A 20,003-nucleotide genomic window follows, 5' to 3' on the forward strand; every position below is an offset into this window, starting at 1 on the left:
AAACCAGGGAATACAAGCATGACATCCAGCCGGTTCGATCTCCGCGGCAAGGTCGCGGTCGTGACGGGAGGCAATGGCGGCATCGGGCTCGGCATGGCGCGCGGTCTCGCCGATGCCGGCGCCGACATCGCCGTGGTCGGACGCAACGAGGCCAAGTCTAAAGCGGCAGTCGAGGATCTCAGGCAGCGCGGCGTCAAGGCGATCGCGGTTGCGACCGACGTTACGGACAGGGCAGCGATCGAAACCATGATTGCGCGCGTGGTAACGGATCTCGGCCGCATCGACATTCTCGTCAACAACGCCGGCATGAGCATCCGCAAGCCGCCGCACGAGCTCGAGCTCGACGAGTGGAACAAGGTGATCAACACCAACCTCACCAGCGCCTTCCTGTGCTCGAAGCTCGCCTATCCGCACCTGAAGGCGTCCGGCAACGGCAAGGTGATCAACATCGGCTCGATGATGTCAATCTTCGGAGCGAGCTTCGCCACGGCCTATGCGGCGAGCAAGGGCGGCATCGTGCAGTACACGCGCGCCTGCGCCAATGCCTGGGCGCCCGACAACATCCAGGTCAACGCGATCCTGCCGGGCTGGATCGATACCGACCTCACCCGCGGCGCGCGGCAGCAGGTCTCGGGATTGCACGAGCGGGTGCTGGCGCGCACGCCTGCGGGGCGCTGGGGCGACATCGACGATTTCGCCGGCATCGCCGTGTTCCTCGCCTCGCCCGCCTCGAACTTCGTCACGGGCACCGCGATCCCCGTCGATGGCGGCTTCTCGGTGATGGCCTGAGGCCGGCCTGCACAACGCAAAAAAGAAGCCCCGGTCGAAGCCGGGGCTTTTGAATTTGGCCGTTCTTTTTTTGATCGTTGGTCGCGTTGCGGTCGACGTGCTCAGTAGCGGGCGATGGTCGGTGCGTCGAACTTGTAGCTCGCGCGCACGACCGCCCACTGGATATCGCGGGGCTTGGCGTCGAACGTGTAGTTGGTCGTGGTGCCGCCGAGCTGATAAGTCTGGCTGCCGAAAGCCGCGTAATTGTACTCGAGGCCGACGATCCAGTTGCGGGTGACGCCGTATTCCCAGCCAGCGCCGACCGTCCAGCCGTTGGCCCAGTGGGTCTGACCGCCCGAGCCTGCGGCGCCGACGGTGTCACTGACGGAGAGACGGTTGTTCACGCCGGCATAGCCGCCCTTGATGTAGAAGAGGTTGTTCTGCACGGCGAAGCCGGCGCGGCCGACGACGGTCGCAAGCACGTTGGCACGCCAGGAGAACACGTCGTCACCGGCGCCGAACACGGTGTTGGTGAATGTGCCCTTGTTATCGAGGCCGGAGATCGTGCCTTCCATGCCGAACACGTAATTGTTGGCCTGCCAGTTGTAGCCGATCTGGGCGCCGCCCATGATGCCCGAACTGCGCTGACGGAAACCTTCTCCCGGAGAGAGATCGCCGAAGCCGCCACTGTTGCCGTTGTTGATGAACTGCTCGTTGGTCCAGGCGCCACCGATGTGGCCGCCGACATAGAATCCGGTCCAGTTGAACAGCGGCTCGGCGTAAGCCGGCGCCTTGGTGTAGCGCGCGCCGAGATCGGCGGCGGAAGCCGCACCCGCCGCAACCAGAGCGGTCGTGCAGGCGAAGGCGGCAATCAATTTGTTACGCATGGTACAACCCCGTGTCCTTTGATGGGCGCAAGGTCACAGACGGGTGTTACTAAAATTGGAATCAACAAAGTTAACGCAGCGCAGGGGCCCGCGTCGGCCTGCAAATCCGTGAGCGCTGTTGCGCGCTGGCAACGCCGCACGCGCGATTTAACGCGAAATTATCCCTGTCGTCCCTGCGCTACGAAGTCGGTGCGGCCTTCGAATGCACGTGCTCGGGCCGCACGCCGAGCGCCAGCAGGCGCGCCGGGATGCCCTGGAGCCATGGCAGCGCGGTGATGAGGCGCACGATCAGCGGCACTTTGAGCGGCCGGTCGCCCGACTGCAACGCGCCGCTGATGATGTTGTTCTGCACGATCACCTGCATCCGCTGCGTCACCTTTACAGGGAACTCGCGGCGCCGCCTGATCGCATCGAGATCGGTCTCGGACGGACAGCCGTGCTGCATCTTGTCGGCGAGCAGGTTGGCGGTCGCGACCGCATCCTGCACCGCGAGATTGACGCCGACGCCGCCGATCGGCGACATCGCATGCGCCGCGTCGCCGATGCAGAGCAGGCCCGGCCGCGTCCAGCGCGCCAGGCGGTTGATTGCGACGGTCAGCAGCTTGACGTCGTCAAAGCTCTTCACCTCGGCGATGCCGCTCTTCAGGATCGGCGCCATGCGCACGACGTCGTCGAGCAGAGCCGATAGTCCCCTCGCCTTCACCGCATCAAATTGTCCCTTGGCGATGACGTAGGCGCATTGCCAATAGTCGCCGCGGTCGAAGGTGATCATCATCTTGCCGGGCTCGACGCGCGCGAACACGTTTTCGGTCTCGTCGGGTTTGCGGCCGGCGCGGAACCAGAGCACGTCCATCGGCGCGCCGATCTCCTCGACGGCGAGGCCCGCGCGCTCGCGCACCGTCGAGCGCCGGCCGTCGCAGGCGATGGTGAGATCGGCTTCGATGTCGATGAGGCCGTCAGGCGTTTTCGCCCGCACGCCGGCGATCGCCTCGCCGCGGCGGATCAGATCGACCGCCTCCGTGCTCATCATCACCTCGAGCGAGGCAAAGCGCTGGCCGGCCTCGCGCAGGAAATTCAGGAAGTCCCATTGCGGCATGAAGGCGATGAAAGGGTATCTGGTATGGAGCCGGCTGAGATCGGCGATGCGCACCGGCGTGCCGCCGAACAGGCCGTCCATCTTCTGCAGGCGCTGATGCGGCAGCTTCAGGAAGCCATCGATCAGGCCGAGCTCGTCCATGATTTGAAGCGTCGAGGGATGCACGGTATCGCCGCGGAAATCGCGGAAGAAATCCGCATGCTTCTCCAGCACGACGACCTCGATGCCCGCCCGCCCCAGGAGATATCCGAGCATCATGCCGGCCGGCCCGCCGCCGACGATGCAGCAGCGGACCTTTCTCGTCCGATTCGATTGCCGGTCGAATGTCATTGCAGCCACGATCCGAGTGTCGATCAAGATGTGGCGGTCAATGTAACGCCGATTCCAGGTGACCGGCTCCGAATTCGGATGCGGGACGTCGAACGCTGCCGGCAGCTCGGGTCACGCCGGCCGCCCCATCCCGGAAATAAGCCGCAGCTCCTGTCGTTATCAGGAGATACGACCCGGAAGAGCATCAGAGGGAACGTTAAAGGTGGTAGGCGGCCCGCTTGGCGCGGACCATCTGAACGGGAACTGGATCATTTCTGATCTTCATTGCTGGTCCCGGTGCCCGGGCTGCCGATCGGCAATCCATTGGGCGCATGGCCGGCGCCAGCGTTCCGCGCAGCTTGCGCCGCTGACGGCGACGTGCCGTTCGCAGTCGGCGGCTGAACGTTCGGATTGCTCTGGCTCCTGTTGGTGTTGACGTTGGCGCCTGTGGTAGGGGCACGCGTCCCCATCCCCGAAGGGGCTGACGGCCCCGAACTGGCGCTGCTGGATGAGGTGCCCATTCCGGCCCCCGAGCTCGCCGCAGATCCCGCGCCTCCGGTACCTGTTCCGGCTGCGGCGCCGGCACTGGCACCGCCACCCGCGCCGCCGCCACCTGCACCGCCGCTGCCTCCACCACCGGCACCGCCACCTCCCTGAGCATAAGCGGTCGTCGAAAGCGCAGCGCAGGCGAAAGCCACGAGGATGGACTTGCGGAACATGGATCGTCTCCCTGGTTTGGTGGACAATCGACAATCCAAGATACCGAGAGGTTGTTCCTGATCCTGCGGCGAATAGATGCCTGCTTCCCTCTGGGCTTCGCGAGGGGCATTTGATCAAGCACGCAAGCTGCCTATCAGGCGCGCGTCGCATCCCTTAAGTCCGCTCCAAGGGAAGTTGTCACTCCTCTCAGAGCAGTGCCGTCTTGAAGGGTCATCCCGATACGAATCGGAAATGGAACGCGAGGAGCGCCGACAATTGCTCCGAGACCACCTCTCAACGGTAGACGAGAGCACCAAGGGATCCCGTCAAGGAGTGCAACCAGGCCATCTTTCATGGACCTGTGCGCCCGCGGCGATCTGCGAGAGTCAATCATTGATTGAAGTCTGACGTGAGTCCGCTTGGCGGTCGCGGACGGCAAGACTCCCGGCGTGACGCGTCGGGAGTGAGACGATGGGTAGCTACGAAACCGAGTTAGCCGGCATCGGCAGCGGCCCCTTCAATGACGGTGAGCATATAGCTCGGAAATGTTGAAGAGCGCAGCTCGCCTTTAAGGGTGAACCACTGACAATCGATGTTTTCATCGCTGATCGCGTGGACGGTCATGAGGGCCCGCCGGCACGCCGCGCTGGCGACGAGGTTGCTGAGCCTCAATTGTTACTCCGGTTCGCGCTGCGAAAACTCTTGATCTCGGACACGCTGCCGTCGCGATAGGTCAGCTCCACCGAGACGGACTGCGTGCTTGGAGCGAGCTTCATGTAGAGCGGCATGCCGGCGCTGACCGCGCTGGGATCGCGCATGTCGCAAGGCGGCATCTTCAGAACCTGGTTGGGCACGGCGCTGTCGATGCCGATGCGCACCTCGCGGATGGCGCAGCGATAGGACACGAGATGCGTGTAGTAGACGAGCAGGCCGTTGAACTCGCGGAACGACAGCCAGCTCGTCGCGGTCATGTCGAGGATCTTGCGCTGGTCGCGGATCAGCGCGGCCTCGGGATCGAACCGGATGGGGAACGGGCCCTGCATATCGCCGGACTGGTCGACATAGCGGACCTCGATGGTGCCGGCCTGTGCATCCGGCGGCAATTCGATCGACGGGTTAGGCATCCGCTTGCGCGTGCGCGGATCGAGCGTGTCGATGAAGCCGGTCTCGCGGAAATCGCCCTTGCCGGCCATGCGCCAGGAAATGCCGAGCGCGGGGTCGGCGAAGGAGAACACCACGCTCCAGCCGCCATTGTGCCGCGAGAAGCTCGCGATCGGCGCGTTGGTGGCCTCCTCCCTCGGCAGTTGCGGCACCGACACCGGCGGCAGCGCGGCGAGCTTCGTGGGCGGCGGATCGTCGGAACGCACGACGGCATCCTTGGCGAGGCCGCTGAGGAACACGTCGTCGACCATCTGGTCGAAATAGACGGGCACCTGCCTGTGCTTCACGGTGTCGGCCATCTCGCTGACGGCCCGGCGGGTGCGCTGCGCCACCTGCACGAGGTTCTCGCCGGGCTTGAGCAGCTCCTTGGCGAAGGTGCGCGTGAACACCGAGTTGGGATTGGCGTCGTCGTTGGAGAGGCGATCGAGCGCGGTCTGGCGGGGACCGGCCGAGAACACCGAGAACACGCCTTCGGGCAGTTGTGTCATCGGCGCAAGCCCGCCGCCTCCGGCGACGGCGCGGGTGCCCTTGCGCTCGAAAGGATTGTTGCGGCAGGCATCGAACACCAGGATCGACGTTCGCGCCTTCTTGTTCTGAAGGCGCTCGACGATGCGGTCGGCCAGGATGGAGGCGTCGCGCACCAGTTCCTCCTGCCCTTCGGTCGCGGCCGGCACGTCGGTGGGCAGCAAATAGTTCTGGCCCGCGATCTCGAAGCCGTGGCCGGCGTAGAAGAAGAACGCGGTGTCGCCGGGCTCGATCGCCTTGTCGAAGGCGAGCAGCGTCTCGGAGAATTGCTGCCGGCTCTGGTTCTCGGCGACCATCACCGAGAAGCCGAGCTGCTTCAGCGTGTCGCCCATGGTGCGGGCGTCGTTGACCGCCTTGAGCAGCTTCGGGACGTTCCTGTAGTCGTTGTTGCCGACGACGAGCGCGACACGCTTCTCGGCATGAGCGGGAGCTGCGAAGCCGCTCAGGCCCGCCACGAGGCCAAGGGCCGCCAGAATTCCGAAAAGCCGACGTGTCATCGCAAGATTCCCGTTGCAGAACGGCCGCAGGCCGCATCCTTGGAACAGCAGTTCATTGGAGCCCCTGCCGCTGTGTGATAGTCGGCCCAGGCGTAACGGGGGTTCAAGGGTCGGGGCTCCGGTTCATTGATCTGGCTATGGCAGATTCCCGCGGAATCTGCTCTTTCTAGGGCAATTGCTCTGCAAGCGGGGGCTGCCGTGTATCGCTGGTGTACCGACGAGGTCGAGCCGAATGATCGCTTCGACTATTGGCGCGAGGTGCGCTCCAAGGGGTTGTTCGGCGTCACCGCCGAACTCGAGCGCGAACGGCGTGCGGACTTCTTCGGCGAATTCTCGCTACGCCAGCTCGGCGGCGCCGGCCTCGTCGAGCTGAAGGCCTCACCTTACACCGTGGAGCGCAGCGCGTCCGACATCGCCGACGCGCCGGGCGACGCCATCTGCGTCTACCAGCAGCTCGGCAGCGGCGGCTGGTTCGGCGGCATGCGCGGAAACGACTTCGCGATCGCCAATGGCAGCTTCGCCACCAGCCATACCGACCTGCCCTATCGCACCGCGCCCTCGGGCGCCGGCGGCTTCCACCTGCGCGTCCTGAAGATCCCGCTCAGCAGCATCCCGGTGCAGGACAGACGCATGCGCGAGCTTTCGCCCCGGACGTTCGGCGATCCGACCCTTGCGCCCCTGCTCGGTGCCTGCTTTGCAGATCTCAATGAGGCCGCTGACGACGTCGCTCTCGACGCGACGTCCCTCGTGCAAGCCCTCGCCCATCTCGCCCTCATCGAGCGCGGCATCGTGCGGCCCGGCGGCCGGCGCGGACAGGCCGCGCTGCGGACTGCCCGGCTGTCGCAGGCCCGACGCCTGATCGCGTACCATCTGCAAGACCCCGGTCTGGCGCCGGCGATGGTGGCTGATAAGCTCGGCGTGTCCGTGCGCCACCTGCACATGCTGTTCGAGACCGCGGAGAAGAGCTTCTCGCAGACCGTGACGGACGAACGCCTGAAACAAAGCCGCCGCCTGATGCGCGAGTCGCCCCAGCGGCTGATCGCCGACATCGCGGCCGCCTGCGGCTTCGAGAGCCTGGCGACCTATTACCGGGTCTTCAACGCCGCCTACGGCATGGCCCCCGGCGACTTCCGGGCCCAGGGCTCGGATGGACGTTAGCCGCCGTTTTGGCGGCCCCGGCCGGAGCGCGCGGCTCGGCGGAAAAACCCCAGTCGCGCCCGCTATTTGGCAAAAACCTCAGGTTTTTTAGGGTCTTCCCGCGCCCGCTCCATTGACTTTGGCCGATTCCCGCCTATGTTCCGAGGCGACGCGGCTCAGATCGAAGAGCGATTCCTGAGCGTCGCGCTTTGTCCGCGTGAGTCAGCACCCCCAGCTTCTTTGAGAGCGCGCCGTTTCGGGGTGGAACGCGACAGCCTTAATCACCCTCGATTCCGAACGGCGGTTTCGACCAGAGGCTCAATGTCCTTTTCAAATCTCGGACTGTCCGAAAAAGTCCTCGCCGCAGTGGCGGCCACCGGTTACACCACCCCCACCCCCATTCAGGAACAGGCGATCCCCCACGTCCTCGCACGCAAGGACGTGCTCGGCATCGCCCAGACCGGCACCGGCAAGACCGCGGCCTTCGTGCTGCCGATGCTCACCATCCTCGAGAAGGGGCGCGCCCGGGCCCGCATGCCGCGCACTCTGATCCTCGAGCCGACTCGCGAGCTCGCGGCCCAGGTCAAGGAAAACTTCGACCGTTACGGTGCCGGCCAGAAGCTCAACGTCGCGCTCCTGATCGGCGGCGTCTCCTTCGGCGACCAGGATGCCAAGCTGACGCGCGGTGTGGACGTGCTGATCGCAACCCCCGGCCGCCTGCTCGACCACACCGAGCGCGGCGGCCTGCTGCTCACCGGCGTCGAGCTGCTCGTCATCGACGAAGCCGACCGCATGCTGGACATGGGCTTCATTCCCGACATCGAGCGCGTCTGTAAGCTCGTCCCGTTCACGCGCCAGACCCTGTTCTTCACCGCGACCATGCCGCCGGAAATCCGGCGCATCACCGAGACCTTCCTGCACAATCCGCAGAAGGTCGAAGTGTCCAAGCCCGCGACCACCGCGGTGACCGTCACGCAGGTCCAGGTGCCCGCCGGGCGCGAGGCGCACGAGAAGCGCGAGCTGCTGCGCCGCCTGCTGCGCGAAGCCAAGGATCTCAAGAACGCGATCATCTTCTGCAATCGCAAGCGTGAAGTGGCGATCGTTCACAAATCGCTTCAGAAGCACGGGTTCAGCGTCGGAGCCCTGCACGGCGACATGGACCAGTCGGCTCGCACGGCCGCACTCGAGCAATTCCGCAAGGGCGAGTTGCCGTTGCTCGTCGCCTCCGACGTCGCCGCCCGCGGCCTCGACATTCCCGAGGTCAGCCACGTCTACAATTTCGACGTTCCCCATCACGCGGACGATTACGTTCACCGCATCGGCCGCACCGGCCGCGCCGGCCGCACCGGCACCGCGATCTCGATCGTGACGCGGCTCGACCAGAAGTCGATGGCAGCGATCGAGAAGCTGATCGGACAGAGCATTCCGCTCGCCGAGGGCGATTTTGAAATCCACGCCGAAGCCTCCGATGCGACCGAACGTCCGCGCGAGTCGCGTGGCCGCGAACGTTCACGCGGTGGGCGCGGCAAGCCGCAGCGCGGCCGCGACCGTGAGCGCAGCCACGAGCCGCGCGAGGCGCTGGGTGAGGCAAGACATGCTTCCGAAGCAAGACCTGCCTCCGAGGCCGGACATGCCCCCGAAGCCAGGAGTCCTTCGGAGGCACGACAGCCCGCTGAAGCAAGGCATCGCCCCAGCGACAAGCGCAGGACGGAGTCGCGACACGACGCCCGCCAGCAAGCCAATCCGTCGCATGTACCGTCAATCGGCCGTCCCGAGCCCCGCCGCCAACGCGAGGCCGACAGCGAGCCGGGCGATCACTCGCATCTGCCGGCGTTTCTGCTGCGGCCGGTCCGCTCTCCCGCCGGAGCCTGAAGCGCGACGCGCTCCAGGTTTCGGTTGAGCAAACCCGCCCTACAAGTTTCTAGATTTATTCGTGGACGTATATTTACGGGGCGTTCACGATCGTCCGTTAGCCTACGAACATAATTTAAGCATTGCTGCGGTCGATTGCGCCCCGACCGCCGTGGGGTATGTTCCGTGGTCAAGGTTCTCGACGAACACGAACGCACGATGGCGTTCGCCGAAGTGGCGCTCGGCCAGATCCGATCGCTGCGACAGACGGCAATTCCCCGCAATTACGAGATCTGGTACGTCTACGCCACCGGCTACAACGCACCGCTCAATAAGATCGTCAACGAGACGCTGGCGCGCAGCGGCAAGCTGACTGAAGCCGATCTCGAGCAGATCTACGAGACCTATCTCTCCCACATCAAGACCACCGACCGTATCGACAAGGTCGGCGCGCGCGTCATCGGCGAGATCGACGACGTGATGAAGGTCCTGGGCGATGCACTCGGCATGACCGGCTCCTACGATGCCAGCCTGTCGGGCGCCACCGAAAAACTCTCGTCGGCCAGGAGTCGCGAGCAGATCAGGTCGATCGTCGAAGCGCTGCTGCGTTCGACCAGCGAGATGCGTGAGACCAACAAGGCGCTGGAAGACCGGCTGACGTTGTCGAAGAACGAGATCAGCAATCTCCAGCAGAGCCTGGAGGCGATCCGCGCCGAGAGCCTGACCGACCCGCTCACGGGACTTGGCAACCGCAAATATTTCGACCGCATGATCGGCATGGCCGTGCAGAACGCACTCGCATCGGGTGAGCCGCTGTCGCTGCTGCTGTTCGACATCGATCACTTCAAGTCGTTCAACGATTCCTACGGCCATCTGACCGGCGACCAGGTGCTGCGTCTCGTCGGCCTTTCGCTGAAGCAGACCATCAAGGGCCAGGACATCACCGCACGCTATGGCGGCGAAGAGTTCGCGGTCGTGCTGCCCAACACCGCGCTGCGTCAGGCCCTCACGGTGGCCGACCACATTCGCCGCGCGGTGATGGCGAAGGAATTGAAGAAGAAGTCCACCGGCGAGATCCTCGGCCGCGTCACCATCTCCGTCGGCGTCTCCATGCTCAAGCAGGGCGACGACACCGACGCGCTGATCGAGCGTGCGGATGCCTGCCTCTACGCCGCAAAGCGCAACGGCCGCAACCGCGTGATTTGCGAAGCCGATCCGGAATACGCGGTCGAGACGCACAGCCGGGTGGCGTAGGCTTCCGCGAGCTGCCGCAGGGTGAACGAAGCGAAGCCTGCCCACCACCTGTTTCGATCATGGAAAGACCCTAGGAACGGCGCTGCGCGCCTTTGCCCACCCTGCGGCACCGCCCCGCTTGACATTGTTCGGCGGCAAGCAACATCCTCCCGGCCGCCTGAGCATTGAGGACTTGTCGTCTTGTCCAACCCCCTCGATTTCCACGCGCCACAATCGTCCTACACCAGAGACGAGCTACTGCGATCGAGCGAAGGCGGCTATTTCGGCCCCGGAAACGCGCAATTGCCCGCGCCGCCGATGCTGATGATGGATCGCATCACCGAGATCAGCATGGACGGCGGCACGTTCGGCAAAGGTCATATCGTCGGCGAGCTCGATATCACGCCTCACCACTGGTTCTTCGATTGCCACTACCGCGGTGACGCGATGATGCCGCCTACCCTTGGACTCGACGCCATGTGGCAGATGGTCGGCTATTGGCTCGGCTGGTCGGGCTCACCCGGCAAGGGCCGCGCCATCGGCGTCGGCGAGGTGGAATGCACCGGCGAGATCACACCAAACGCCCGGCAAGTGCGCTACGAGGTCGCGATGCGCATGGTCCGTCGCGGCAAGCTGGTGCTCGGCATTGCCGATGGCCGCGTGCTCGCAGATGGCGTCTGCGTGTTCACGGCCAAGGATATGAGGGTCGGCCTGACCAAGGCCGCGGATTGAGGTCTCGTACGGTCGGCAAAGGCGCAAAGCGCGCTGCCCACCATCTCGTCGTGATTATTTCGAGCGGTGGTCCCGCTTCGCTTTGCCTACCCTCCGCACCGTTTTCTTGGCGGTCTTTTTAGCTACCTTCTTGGCCAGAGACTTCTTCGGCGCGCCTTTTCTCGCGGCGCCCTTCTTCGGCCGCTTCTTCACCTTGGCGCGCTGCGCGGCGGCGAGTGCCGCCCTCGCCCATTGCACCAAGTCCTCGGAATCGTCGAACAGGCGCGCCGGCAGCTCCCAATAGGAGTTGACCGTCACGGTCTTGGCGCGGGTCGAATATTGGAACGGCCTTGAGCCCTCGGCTTCGAAGTCCGGAATGGTCACCTCGTCGGCGCGGAAGAACAGACCGGCGCGCAAGGCAAGTGCGAAGTTGACGCCGTCGACGGAAATGCCGTGGCCGGAGAACATCTTGCGGATGGTGACGGGGCCGAAATCGGAAAACAGGTCGATCAGGAATTCGCGGTCCATGGCCCAACGCTCTCCCAGATGTCGTCCCCGCGAACGCGGGGACCCATAACCACAGGGAGAAGTTTAGCGAAGACTGTTCGTCATGCCAGTGTCGGTACGAACACCGCCCGACACCGATAGATCACGCGGTATGGGTCCCCGCGTTCGCGGGGACGACAGCGGAGGGCTCGGCGAGCCGGGCTACCCGTCGATCTTGGCCGGCCGCAGCTCGACCGACTCGCCGCAGCCGCAGGCGGAGATCTGGTTGGGATTGTTGAAGACGAACTGGGCCTGCATCTTGTCGGCCTTGTAGTCCATCTCGGTGCCGAGCAGGAACAGCACGGCCTTGGGGTCGACCAGGATCTTGACGCCCTTGTCCTCGACGACCTCGTCGGTCGGGCGGACGTCATGGGCGTATTCGACCGTGTAGGATTGGCCGGCGCAGCCGCCGTTCTTCACGCCGACGCGCAGGCCGACGATTTCGGAATCGGCGCGCTGGGTCAGCTCGGAGATGCGCTGGGCAGCAGCGTCCGTCAGCCGCATCACCTGCGGGCGGGGCCGCCGGGGCTTGGGTGTCGAAGCTGGTGTTGCCTGTGTCATGTTATGTATGTGGTCCGTTGCGGAGCGAATTCAATGCGAGCAGAAACCGTCACCACATGTTGAGCACGAGGCGCGCCTCGTCGCTCATGCGCTCGGGCGACCACGGCGGCTCCCAGACGACCTTGACGTCGACCACGCCGACGCCTGGCACGCTGGCAACCGCGTTCTCGACCATGGTCGGCAGCTCGCCGGCGGCCGGACAGTTCGGCGTCGTCAGGGTCATCTGGACGTCGACGGAGCGGTCATCCTTGATCTCGACCTTGTAGATCAGGCCGAGCTCGTAGATGTCGGCCGGGATTTCCGGGTCGAACACGGTCTTGAGACCCGCGATGATCTCGGTGGTCAGCCGCTCGGTCTCCTCCGGCGGCAGCGCCGACTGAGTTTCCATCGGACTAGCTTTGATTTCGGCCGTGTCACTCATGCGAACAAATCCCGCGCCTTCAGAAGCGCCTGTGCCAGATGATCGACTTCTTCCCGCGTATTATACATGCCGAACGAGGCCCGGCAGGTGGCCGTGACGTTGAACCGCTCTAAAAGAGGCATCACGCAATGGGTGCCGGCGCGCACTGCGATGCCCTGGCGGTCGATCACGGTGGCGACGTCGTGGGCGTGCGCGCCCTTGAGCTCGAAAGAGATCACCGGGCCCTTGCCCCGCGCCGTGCCGATCAGCCGCAGCGAGTTGATCTCGCGAAGCCGATCCTGCGCGTAGGTGGTGAGATCGTGCTCGTGGGCGGCGATGCGCTCCTTGCCGACCGAATTGACGTAGTCGATGGCGGCGCCAAGGCCGACGGCCTCGACGATCGCGGGCGTGCCGGCCTCGAACTTGTGCGGGGGATCGCCATAGCTGATGAAGTCGCGCGAGACCTCGCGGATCATCTCGCCGCCGCCGTTGAAGGGACGCATCGCGACGAGATGGTCGTACTTGGCCCAGAGCACGCCGATGCCTGTCGGGCCATAAACCTTGTGGCCGGTGAAGACGTAGAAGTCGCAGCCGAGGTCCTGGACGTCGACGGGCAGATGCACCGCGCCCTGACTGCCGTCGACCAGCACGGGAATGCCGCGCGCATGCGCGATCTTCACGACGTCCTTGATGGGCACGATGGTGCCGAGCGCGTTCGACATCTGCGTGATCGCGACCAGCTTGGTCTTCGCGGTCAGCAGCTTCTCGAACTCGTCGACGAGGAAATTGCCCTCGTCGTCGACCGGCGCCCATTTGATCACGGCACCCTGACGCTCCCTCAGGAAATGCCAGGGCACGATGTTGGAATGGTGCTCCATGATCGAGATGACGATCTCGTCGCCTTCCCCGATGTTCGGCCCGCCCCAGGACGAGGCGACCAGGTTGATCGCCTCCGTCGCGTTGCGGGTGAAGATCACTTCTTCCGTGCGAGGCGCGTTGATGAACTGCGCGACCTTGGTGCGGCCGCCCTCATAGGCTTCCGTCGCGGCGTTGGCGAGGTAGTGCAGGCCGCGATGCACGTTGGCGTATTCGCTGGTGTAGGCCTGCGTCATGCGGTCGAGCACGGCGCTGGGCTTCTGCGCCGAGGCGGCGTTGTCGAGATAGACCAGGTTCTTGCCGTAGACCTGCATGGCGAGCGCCGGAAAGTCCTGGCGCACGCGTGCGACGTCGTAAGTTCCGTTCTTGACCGCGGGATGCGTGCTCATTGGCGCCGCTCCAGCCAGCGCTCGGCGATGCCGATCACATGCTCGCGCAAGCCGTCATCGGCGATCTGCTCGATCGCCTCGCCGACGAAAGCCTGGATCAGCAGCGCCTGGGCCTGCTTCTCCGGCAGGCCGCGCGCCTTCAGATAGAACAAGAGGCTGTCGTCGAGTGCGCCGGCGGTGGCGCCGTGGCCACAGGAGACGTCGTCGGCAAAAATCTCGAGCTCAGGCTTGTTGTCGGCCTCGGCTTCGTCCGAGAGCAGCAGCGCGCGGATCATCATCTTGCCGTCGGTCTTCTGCGCGTCGGGACGGACGATGATGCGGCCCTGGAACACCGAATGCGCGCGGTCGTCGATCACGGCGCGGAAGATCTCGCGGCTGACGCAGTTCGGCACGGCGTGGTCTACCACCAGCGTGGTGTCGCCATGCTCGGTCTTCTGCAACAGGTTCACGCCATTGGCGGAGAGCTCGCTGCCCTCGCCCGCCAGCGTGATGAAGCCCTGAAGGCGGCTGACCGCGGCGCCGGTCGTCATGTTGAAAAAGTTGAACTTCACATTGGCGCCGATGGTGACGAAGTGCGACGAGACATTCACCGCATCAGGCGCATCATCCATCAGGCGGATGTGCGCGACATCGGAATCGTCGCCGACCGTGACAAGGACGGCATCGTTGACCTGGTAGGCCTTGGCACCCGCCGCGACGAAAGTCTCAACGATGGTGGCGCGAGCGCCCTTCCCGATCGCGATCTGCGAGCGGGTGAACGCCGAGGCCGACGCGGCGGTCGCGATGTGGACGATCTGGATCGGCGCGGACAGCCTGGCGCCGTCGGCAATCGACAGCAGGACGCCATCGGTCGCCATCGCCGCGTTCAGCGCGATCACGGCGTCAGTCGACGCGGTCTTCAGCAGACCGGCATCCTTTTCCAGCGTCTCCCGCAACGTCCTGAAGCCCGCCTCGGCGGCAAGTGCCTTCACGTCGGAGAGCTCAGCCGCGAACACGCCGTCGACCAGCACCAGCTTGCGGGCGCCGTCGATCGCATGCGCCTTCACCGCATCCGCGGCACGCTTCAGCGCGGCCGCATCGGGCGCGGCTGACAGCGGCAGAACCTCGCCGACCAGCGCACGCAGATCGGTGTATTTCCATTCCTCGATCCGGCGGTGCGGCAGGCCGAGACGCTCATAGGTCTCGAATGCCTCGCGGCGCACGGCGGTGATCGCGGGCGAACCCGGCAGCCGGCCTTCGGCGCTGGTGAAGAGATCGCTCACCGCGCGGCCCTTTCCGGTCTTTGCCACAGCAACGTTCATCGCAAAATTCCTTACGCGGCATCCTCGAACTGGGCGTATCCGGACGCCTCCAGCTCCAGCGCCAATTCCTTGCCGCCGCTCTTCACGACACGGCCCCTGGACATCACGTGCACGACATCGGGCACGATGTAATTCAGCAGCCGCTGATAATGGGTGATCACGACCATCGCGCGCTTCGGCGAATGCAGCGCGTTGACGCCGTCGGCCGCAATGCGCAGCGCGTCGATGTCGAGGCCCGAATCCATCTCGTCGAGGATGCACAGGCTCGGCTCGAACAGCGCCATCTGCAGCACCTCGTTGCGCTTCTTCTCGCCGCCGGAGAAACCGACATTGACGCCGCGCTTGAGCATGTCCTGCGGAATGTTCAGCGACTTCGAGACCTCGCGAACCTTCTTCAGGAAATCCGGCACCATCAATTCGCTCTCGCCGCGCGCCTTGCGCTGCGCGTTGAGCGCGGTGCGGAGGAAATTCATGGTGGTGACGCCGGGAATCTCGACCGGATACTGGAACGCCAGGAACACGCCCTTGGCGGCGCGCTCCTCGGGCGCCATCTCCAGCAGATCTTCGCCCTTGAACAGGATCTGTCCGTCGGTGACCTCGTAGCCGGGCTTGCCGGCGATGACGTGCGAGAGCGTCGACTTGCCGGAGCCGTTCGGCCCCATGATCGCGTGGATCTCGCCCTCGTTCACGGTCAGCGTCAGCCCGTGGAGGATCTCGCGCTCCTCGACACGAACCTTGAGGTCTTTCACTTCAAGCAAAGCCATTTTGTTTTCCATCTATCTCCTCATCCTGAGGAGCGCCGAAAGCGCGTCTCGAAGGAATGAGGCCACCAATCTTTCCGGTATCCATCCTTCGAGGCGGCCGCTTGCGCAGCCTCCCCGGATGAGGTCCGAGCTAGCCGACCGACCCTTCCAGCGAGATCGAGATCAGCTTCTGCGCTTCCACCGCGAACTCCATCGGGAGCTGCTGCAGCACGTCCTTGACGAAGCCGTTGACGACGAGGCCGACCGCCTCTTCCTGCGAGAGACCGCGCTGGATGCAGTAGAACAGCACGTCCTCGGAGATCTTCGAGGTCGTCGCCTCGTGCTCGAACGTCGCAGAGGAGTTCTTGGCTTCGATGTACGGCACGGTGTGCGCGCCGCATTTGTCGCCGATCAGCAGGGAGTCGCAGGCGGTGAAGTTGCGCGCGCCGGTCGCTTTCCGATGAGCCGTCACAAGACCACGATAGGTGTTCTGCGACCTGCCGGCGGCGATGCCCTTGGAGATGATGCGGCTCGACGTGTTCTTGCCGAGATGGATCATCTTGGTGCCGCTGTCGACTTGCTGGAAGCCGTTCGAGATCGCGATCGAGTAGAACTCGCCGCGCGAATTGTCACCGCGCAGGATGCAGCTCGGGTACTTCCAGGTGATGGCCGATCCGGTCTCGACCTGGGTCCAGGAGATCTTGGAATTGTTGCCGCGGCAGTCGCCACGCTTGGTGACGAAATTGTAGATGCCGCCCTTGCCTTCCGAATTGCCGGGATACCAGTTCTGCACCGTCGAATATTTGATCTCGGCGTCGTCATGGGCGACGAGCTCGACCACGGCGGCGTGGAGCTGGTTCTCGTCGCGCTGCGGCGCCGTGCAGCCTTCGAGATAGGAGACGTAGGAGCCCTTGTCGGCAATGATGAGCGTCCGCTCGAACTGGCCGGTGTTGCGCTCGTTGATGCGGAAATAGGTCGACAGCTCCATCGGGCAGCGCACGCCGGGCGGCACGTAGACGAACGAGCCGTCGGAGAACACCGCCGAGTTCAGCGTCGCGTAGAAATTGTCCGAGGTCGGCACGACCGAGCCCAGATATTTCTGCACCAATTCAGGGTGCTCGCGGATCGCCTCCGAGATCGGCATGAAGATCACGCCGGCCTTCTTCAGCTCCGCCTTGAACGTAGTCGCAACCGAGACCGAATCGAAGACAGCATCGACCGCGATCTTGCGGCGCGCGGGATCTTCCTCGCCGGGCTTGGGTTCCACGCCTTCGAGCATGGCGACTTCCCGCAAGGGGATGCCGAGCTTCTCGTAGGTCTTCAGGATTTCCGGATCGATCTCGTCGAGCGAGGAGATCGTCTTCTTCGGCTTCGGGGCCGCGTAGTAATAGAGGTCCTGGAAGTCGATCTTGGGATAATCGACACGCGCCCAGGTCGGCTCGGTCATGGTCAGCCAGCGCCGATAGGCTTCGAGCCGCCACTGGAGCATCCAGGCGGGCTCGGTCTTCTTCTCGGAGATGAACTTGACGGTATCTTCCGACAAACCCTTGGGGGCCTTGTCGGACTCGATCAGGGTCTCAAACCCATAACGATATTGATCGACGTCGATGCGCTTCACGCGCTCGACCGTCTCTTGTACGGCTGGCATTCCATCCTCCGCTCGCGGTTTCAAGGACCGCGGTGGATCAAACTCGAACGAGTATTACGACGTCTATTACGATGTTTTTTGGCGGAAAGCACGGGCTTAGAACCGTTCAAGCCGTGTTTCATCGCTTAGCCCTTAAGTAGGGTATTACCGAGCTTTCGCCAAGCCTCTAACGCCCTATTGATGTCATCTGGTTCGGTGGACCAGCCCAGACTGAGACGCACCGCTCCCTGGGCGACCACCGGGTCATAGCCCATGGCCGAAAGAACGTGGGACGGCTGGACCTTTCCCGAGGAACAGGCCGAACCGGAGGAAACTGCGACGCCTTCGAGGTCGAAGCCAATCACGGCCGTCTCGGCTTTGAGACCGGGCGCCGTAAACAGAACGGTATTTGGCAACCGCTCAACATCATCTGAGAAGATCGTTGCGGCTGCAATCCCTCGAATACCATTTTCCAAGCGTATTCTGAGGGTTGCCATTTGTTCCGCATCCTCCCGCAGAGCCTGAAGCGAGGCCTTCACCGCCGCGCCAAAGCCCGCGATGCCGGCAACATTCTCAGTTCCGGCACGACGGTTGAGCTCCTGTCCCCCGCCTCGCAGGACGGGCTCCAGACCGACGATTCCTTCGGCCACGACCAGGGCACCGATCCCCTTGGGGCCGCCGATCTTGTGCGCAGAAAAGGTCGCAAGGTCGGCGCCTACAGCCCTGATATCGAACGGGATTTTACCCAGCGCCTGGATCGCATCGACGTGCAGGAGGCCCCCCGCCTCGTGAACGATACGTGCCGCCTCGGCGATCGGCTGGAGCGCTCCCGTCTCGTTGTTGGCGGCCATGACCGAAACCAGCGCCGGCGGGCCGTCATTGAGCTGGGCCTTCAGATGCTCGAGGTCGACCACGCCGGAGCGGGTAACCTTGATCAGACCGATCGTGGCTCCGGGGAATCGCCCTCCGGCCAGCACCGAAGCGTGCTCGCCCGCGGAGACCAGCAGCCGCTCGACAGGGCCGCCGGCCGGTCCACGCAGGCCCAGCGACAGCGCCAGCGCGTTGGCCTCGGTTCCGGCCGAGGTAAAGACGACGTTCCGGGGCAATGCACCGACCGCCGCGGCCAGCTCGGCACGGGCCTCCTCGACCAGCCGCCTCGCCTCCCGCCCCTCGGCATGGACCGACGACGGATTGCCGAGAAGGTCAAAGGCCGCAACCATTGCCGCCCGCGCCTCGGGGCGCAGCGGCGTGGTCGCGTTCCAGTCGAGATAGACACGGGTCGGCATCTGGCCCTCTTAGCACCTTTTGCCATCCGGCCAATCGGACGGCCGCGCGCGTCGGGCCGCTCGAGGCTGCTCCATTCTGGCGGCCGTCCGCGGCGCCGCCCGCAATCCGAACAGAGGGCGGAGCCAAGCGATGCGCCGGACGAGCTCATAGGTCACCACACATGTGAGCGCGGTCCCGATGATGACAATGGAGGCCTCGATCCCAACCGGGAGACCGCTGTCATGCAATGCATGCGCGATCACGATGATCGCGGTCTGATGCATGATGTAATACGGGAAGATCGCATCGGTCAGATAGCGGCGCACGGGACTGTCGGCTGTGAAGCAGCGCCGCGCAAAGCCCAGCACAGCGGCGATCGCGAGCCATTGATAGCAACCATAGGCCGAGGCGGCGCCCCACTTCAGCGCGGGTGACGGCACGAAAACGCCGGCGCGAACCAGGATGAAGGCAAAGAAGCAGGCACCTGCAGCCACCAGTGCCGCCCAGCGCTGGCGCTCGAGGTTGCGCCAGATCCCCTCCTGCTTCGCCAGCAGGAAGCCGAGCAGGAAGGCCGTCGCATGGTCCGCATGGTTGTACCAGTCGCCGAACAGCGCATGCGTCGACGGGAAAGCCGGAAACAGCACCAGGCGCCAAGCCGCAAACAGCAGGCAAGGCACGATCAGGAGCCATGGTCCGGCGAGCACGACAGCCAGCTTCCGGCCGAGCCACTCGGCGCCGGCCGGCCACAGCGCGAGCACGCCGATCAGGGCCATCGTGTAGACCCACAGATAGACCACGAACCAGAGATGGTTCCAGGTCGGCAGCACGATGCAGGGGTTCGGACAGAACTGCGCGCCGAAGGCAAAGTAGTGCCTGAGGTAGAAATCGAAGAAGCCTGCGGGATAGCCGAGGCTTTCCACGATCTGGAGATAGGATTGCGGCGGCACGATCACGAGCATGCCGAAAATCAGCGGGATCAAGAGCCGCGCCGACCGCGCCCCGGCGAGCGAGGCCAGGCTGGACTTGTCGAGCATGAAGCGGGTGGCAACCCCGGACACCAGGAACAGCAGCGACAGCCGCCAGGGGTTGACGAACAGCATCACCGGTTCCAGCCAGGTCAGCCGGTGCACGCTCTTGATGTGAAATCCCCAGGACACGTAGAGCATGCCGACGTGGTAGAAGATCAAGAGCCCGAAGGCTAAAATCCGCACCCAGTCCAGATCGATGCGCCTTTCCGGGTTTTGGAATTGCTGTGGTGTTGTCATGGTTTTCTGCTCCTTGACGGGTCGACAAACGCGGTGCTCGGGCCATGGCTGACACCGAAAATGCCCCGCCGTCGGAGCGCGTCGAGCCGGTTTGGGATCAGAATCGGAGCCGAGGGGACGAGCCGCCGGCGGCCGGGACGAACAGCGGGCCTTTT

Annotated in this window: 18 protein-coding genes; 5 read left to right on the forward strand and 13 right to left on the reverse strand. The window is 64.4% G+C overall.

Going from position 1 to position 20,003, the window contains the following annotated elements; genetic code table 11:
• The first annotated feature begins 18 nt into the window (after positions 1–18).
• The gene (locus tag RX330_RS20850) at positions 19–789 is read left to right on the forward strand and encodes an SDR family NAD(P)-dependent oxidoreductase (protein WP_317239642.1); all 771 of its coding nucleotides are present in this window, start codon (positions 19–21) and stop codon (positions 787–789) included.
• Between the two features lie 101 nt (positions 790–890).
• Here RX330_RS20850 and RX330_RS20855 read toward each other — a convergent pair whose 3' ends face one another.
• From RX330_RS20855 to RX330_RS20870, 4 genes are all read right to left on the reverse strand, one after another.
• Positions 891–1,655, reverse strand: a complete 765-nt coding sequence (locus tag RX330_RS20855) for an outer membrane protein (RefSeq protein ID WP_317239643.1) — start codon at positions 1,653–1,655, stop codon at positions 891–893.
• 178 nt (positions 1,656–1,833) lie between these two features.
• The gene (locus RX330_RS20860; protein ID WP_317243939.1) at positions 1,834–3,081 is read right to left on the reverse strand and encodes an FAD-dependent oxidoreductase; all 1,248 of its coding nucleotides are present in this window, start codon (positions 3,079–3,081) and stop codon (positions 1,834–1,836) included.
• Between the two features lie 1,170 nt (positions 3,082–4,251).
• Positions 4,252–4,431, reverse strand: a complete 180-nt coding sequence (locus RX330_RS20865) for a hypothetical protein (RefSeq protein ID WP_317239644.1) — start codon at positions 4,429–4,431, stop codon at positions 4,252–4,254.
• The gene (locus tag RX330_RS20870) at positions 4,428–5,942 is read right to left on the reverse strand and encodes a caspase domain-containing protein (protein ID WP_212085594.1); all 1,515 of its coding nucleotides are present in this window, start codon (positions 5,940–5,942) and stop codon (positions 4,428–4,430) included. Before RX330_RS20870 ends, RX330_RS20865 begins: the two co-directional genes overlap by 4 nt.
• A 198-nt stretch (positions 5,943–6,140) precedes the next feature.
• Here RX330_RS20870 and RX330_RS20875 point away from each other — a divergent pair, with 198 nt between their 5' ends.
• From RX330_RS20875 to fabA, 4 genes are all read left to right on the forward strand, one after another.
• Entirely contained in the window at positions 6,141–7,100 is a 960-nt protein-coding gene (locus tag RX330_RS20875) for an AraC family transcriptional regulator (RefSeq protein ID WP_317239645.1), read from the forward strand.
• Positions 7,101–7,400: 300 nt separating this feature from the next.
• The gene (locus tag RX330_RS20880) at positions 7,401–8,951 is read left to right on the forward strand and encodes a DEAD/DEAH box helicase (RefSeq protein WP_317239646.1); all 1,551 of its coding nucleotides are present in this window, start codon (positions 7,401–7,403) and stop codon (positions 8,949–8,951) included.
• Positions 8,952–9,116: 165 nt separating this feature from the next.
• Positions 9,117–10,184 carry a GGDEF domain-containing protein gene (locus RX330_RS20885; RefSeq protein ID WP_317239647.1) on the forward strand — a complete coding sequence of 356 codons (1,068 nt, stop codon included), beginning with the start codon at positions 9,117–9,119 and terminating at the stop codon, positions 10,182–10,184.
• 180 nt (positions 10,185–10,364) lie between these two features.
• Positions 10,365–10,895, forward strand: coding sequence for a bifunctional 3-hydroxydecanoyl-ACP dehydratase/trans-2-decenoyl-ACP isomerase (fabA, locus tag RX330_RS20890; RefSeq protein WP_317239648.1), 531 nt, complete (start codon positions 10,365–10,367; stop codon positions 10,893–10,895).
• Positions 10,896–10,949: 54 nt separating this feature from the next.
• Here the strand turns inward: fabA and RX330_RS20895 are convergent, their stop codons facing one another.
• The 9 genes from RX330_RS20895 to RX330_RS20935 form a co-directional block, all read right to left on the reverse strand.
• The gene (locus RX330_RS20895; RefSeq protein WP_317239649.1) at positions 10,950–11,402 is read right to left on the reverse strand and encodes a TfoX/Sxy family protein; all 453 of its coding nucleotides are present in this window, start codon (positions 11,400–11,402) and stop codon (positions 10,950–10,952) included.
• 180 nt (positions 11,403–11,582) lie between these two features.
• Complete coding sequence (locus RX330_RS20900; RefSeq protein ID WP_195798296.1) at positions 11,583–11,981, reverse strand: HesB/IscA family protein; 399 nt, start codon at positions 11,979–11,981, stop codon at positions 11,583–11,585.
• 49 nt (positions 11,982–12,030) lie between these two features.
• Entirely contained in the window at positions 12,031–12,402 is a 372-nt protein-coding gene (locus RX330_RS20905) for an SUF system Fe-S cluster assembly protein (protein ID WP_212085606.1), read from the reverse strand.
• The gene (locus RX330_RS20910; RefSeq protein WP_317239650.1) at positions 12,399–13,646 is read right to left on the reverse strand and encodes a cysteine desulfurase; all 1,248 of its coding nucleotides are present in this window, start codon (positions 13,644–13,646) and stop codon (positions 12,399–12,401) included. Before RX330_RS20910 ends, RX330_RS20905 begins: the two co-directional genes overlap by 4 nt.
• On the reverse strand, positions 13,643–14,947 hold the full coding sequence (sufD, locus tag RX330_RS20915) for a Fe-S cluster assembly protein SufD (RefSeq protein ID WP_317239651.1): 1,305 nt from the start codon (positions 14,945–14,947) through the stop codon (positions 13,643–13,645). Before sufD ends, RX330_RS20910 begins: the two co-directional genes overlap by 4 nt.
• Positions 14,948–14,958: 11 nt before the next feature.
• On the reverse strand, positions 14,959–15,711 hold the full coding sequence (gene sufC / locus RX330_RS20920) for a Fe-S cluster assembly ATPase SufC (RefSeq protein ID WP_212085618.1): 753 nt from the start codon (positions 15,709–15,711) through the stop codon (positions 14,959–14,961).
• Between the two features lie 130 nt (positions 15,712–15,841).
• Positions 15,842–17,338: a Fe-S cluster assembly protein SufB gene (gene sufB, locus RX330_RS20925; protein ID WP_317239652.1), complete on the reverse strand. Its 1,497-nt coding sequence runs from the start codon at positions 17,336–17,338 to the stop codon at positions 15,842–15,844.
• A 125-nt stretch (positions 17,339–17,463) separates the two neighbouring features.
• Positions 17,464–18,603 carry a cysteine desulfurase family protein gene (locus tag RX330_RS20930; protein WP_317239653.1) on the reverse strand — a complete coding sequence of 380 codons (1,140 nt, stop codon included), beginning with the start codon at positions 18,601–18,603 and terminating at the stop codon, positions 17,464–17,466.
• Positions 18,604–18,612: 9 nt separating this feature from the next.
• Positions 18,613–19,848 (reverse strand): acyltransferase family protein, encoded by a 1,236-nt coding sequence (locus tag RX330_RS20935; RefSeq protein WP_317239654.1) that lies wholly within the window; start codon positions 19,846–19,848, stop codon positions 18,613–18,615.
• Positions 19,849–20,003 lie beyond the last annotated feature (155 nt).

The sequence above is a fragment of the Bradyrhizobium sp. NDS-1 genome, assembly GCF_032918005.1.
GTDB lineage: Bacteria > Pseudomonadota > Alphaproteobacteria > Rhizobiales > Xanthobacteraceae > Bradyrhizobium > Bradyrhizobium tunisiense.

Bases quoted from the DNA above. Each gene is read 5' to 3' on its own strand.
- sufD (WP_317239651.1), bottom strand. From the start codon at position 14,947: ATGAACGTTGCTGTGGCAAAGACCGGAAAGGGCCGCGCGGTGAGCGAT.
- RX330_RS20855 (WP_317239643.1), bottom strand. From the start codon at position 1,655: ATGCGTAACAAATTGATTGCCGCCTTCGCCTGCACGACCGCTCTGGTT.
- RX330_RS20850 (WP_317239642.1), top strand. From the start codon at position 19: ATGACATCCAGCCGGTTCGATCTCCGCGGCAAGGTCGCGGTCGTGACG.
- RX330_RS20935 (WP_317239654.1), bottom strand. From the start codon at position 19,848: ATGACAACACCACAGCAATTCCAAAACCCGGAAAGGCGCATCGATCTG.
- RX330_RS20900 (WP_195798296.1), bottom strand. From the start codon at position 11,981: ATGACACAGGCAACACCAGCTTCGACACCCAAGCCCCGGCGGCCCCGC.
- RX330_RS20930 (WP_317239653.1), bottom strand. From the start codon at position 18,603: ATGCCGACCCGTGTCTATCTCGACTGGAACGCGACCACGCCGCTGCGC.
- RX330_RS20895 (WP_317239649.1), bottom strand. From the start codon at position 11,402: ATGGACCGCGAATTCCTGATCGACCTGTTTTCCGATTTCGGCCCCGTC.
- RX330_RS20860 (WP_317243939.1), bottom strand. From the start codon at position 3,081: ATGACATTCGACCGGCAATCGAATCGGACGAGAAAGGTCCGCTGCTGC.
- sufC (WP_212085618.1), bottom strand. From the start codon at position 15,711: ATGGCTTTGCTTGAAGTGAAAGACCTCAAGGTTCGTGTCGAGGAGCGC.
- sufB (WP_317239652.1), bottom strand. From the start codon at position 17,338: ATGCCAGCCGTACAAGAGACGGTCGAGCGCGTGAAGCGCATCGACGTC.
- RX330_RS20870 (WP_212085594.1), bottom strand. From the start codon at position 5,942: ATGACACGTCGGCTTTTCGGAATTCTGGCGGCCCTTGGCCTCGTGGCG.
- RX330_RS20910 (WP_317239650.1), bottom strand. From the start codon at position 13,646: ATGAGCACGCATCCCGCGGTCAAGAACGGAACTTACGACGTCGCACGC.
- RX330_RS20880 (WP_317239646.1), top strand. From the start codon at position 7,401: ATGTCCTTTTCAAATCTCGGACTGTCCGAAAAAGTCCTCGCCGCAGTG.
- RX330_RS20905 (WP_212085606.1), bottom strand. From the start codon at position 12,402: ATGAGTGACACGGCCGAAATCAAAGCTAGTCCGATGGAAACTCAGTCG.